The organism is Rheinheimera muenzenbergensis (assembly GCF_036984005.1).
Classification (GTDB): Bacteria; Pseudomonadota; Gammaproteobacteria; order Enterobacterales; family Alteromonadaceae; genus Alishewanella; species Alishewanella muenzenbergensis.
The window spans coordinates 1-1,156 of the sequence record NZ_JALAAR010000049.1; the positions used below are offsets into that span (position 1 = coordinate 1).

The following is a 1,156-nucleotide window of genomic DNA, read 5'->3' on the forward strand; positions in this document are numbered from 1 at the left end:
TTTAACAGCAAAAGAAGGTTCTTAACTGAACAGAAATAAGCTCAACCTGCTTGACGTGGGGAGTCATACCAACGCCCGCATTTGCGGCAAATTGCAGCGCAGCGGAAATTTGTCCGAAACATGCGCTTGTTAGGCTTGTTTGCAAAACGGTGCATACAAAGGATTATTTGCATATCTCTGTTTGCGTTCCCTAATATTAATGTTCGCCTCATAACTCTCTAAGAACTGTAGCGCATCAGCAAGCAACCCATTCTCAAACGACAGAGCCTGTAACAACGTAGGTACATCCTCTGGAACTAATAGATTCATGTCAAGCATGTCCAATCGGCTCAAAATTTCATTAGTGATCTCGTCTTCAGCGTCCCAGGCATCCGTTGCGAAGCGGCTATTCGCCCATTCATGAACTTGTTTAGACGTCAGTTGTGCGGCCTGCCATTTATGCAATATTTTTCGAAGGTCTTCTCTTTCTATAATCTGAGCCATGACAATGCCTAACGCCGCAAGCAGCGGCGAGCGTTAGCGAGTCCAGCACCGAAGGTGCGATGCTGACTTGCCTTGTTAGCTTTAATTACCCATAATTTCCGCAAGTTCTTTATCAGCAGGAGACTCATTTGCATCTAACCATTCCATAGCGATCTCACCAGCATAACCAATAGCACCCATATCATTTTGAACTAACTTCAAGCCAGGAATCGAGTTCCCTAACAGCAATGCAATTCCAGCAGTTTTATTTACCAGTTCGATGACTGTATCACTCATGTCTTTCCCTGCTTTTTGTCCTTCTAAAGCTCTTTGAATTGAATATGAGCAATACCACGCAAGTCCTCCCCACTGTGAAAGGCCTTTAGATTTGTACCTCGCTTCAATTTCATTGAAAGTACTAATACTTATTGTCATTTGATACTGTTTTTCAGTTAACTCAAGCTCAAGCCCTTGAGATTTTAACTGTTGCTGACATGCATCCAATGCTTTTTTCAAACTATCGCGTTTAAAAAAGGAGAACATTTACTTACCTTTCAGTTGTTAAAAATCAATGATGGCAATGTTGATACAGATATTCGGTGATAGCAATCAATACAGCTAACGCTTTAGCGTTTTATCCGGCACGTTGTTCAGTGACGGCTAAACGCCTGTTGAACGGCCCGGTTCGCTTATT

The 1,156-nt window shown here is 42.6% G+C and carries 2 protein-coding genes; both read right to left on the bottom strand.

The features are described from left to right. Positions 1 to 129: 129 nt before the first annotated feature. A complete protein-coding gene (locus tag MN202_RS20495; protein ID WP_335737990.1) occupies positions 130 to 483 on the bottom strand; it encodes a hypothetical protein in 354 nt (117 codons plus the stop codon). Between the two features lie 81 nt (positions 484 to 564). Continuing rightward, positions 565 to 1,005, bottom strand: coding sequence for a hypothetical protein (locus MN202_RS20500; protein ID WP_335737991.1), 441 nt, complete (start codon positions 1,003 to 1,005; stop codon positions 565 to 567). Positions 1,006 to 1,156 lie beyond the last annotated feature (151 nt).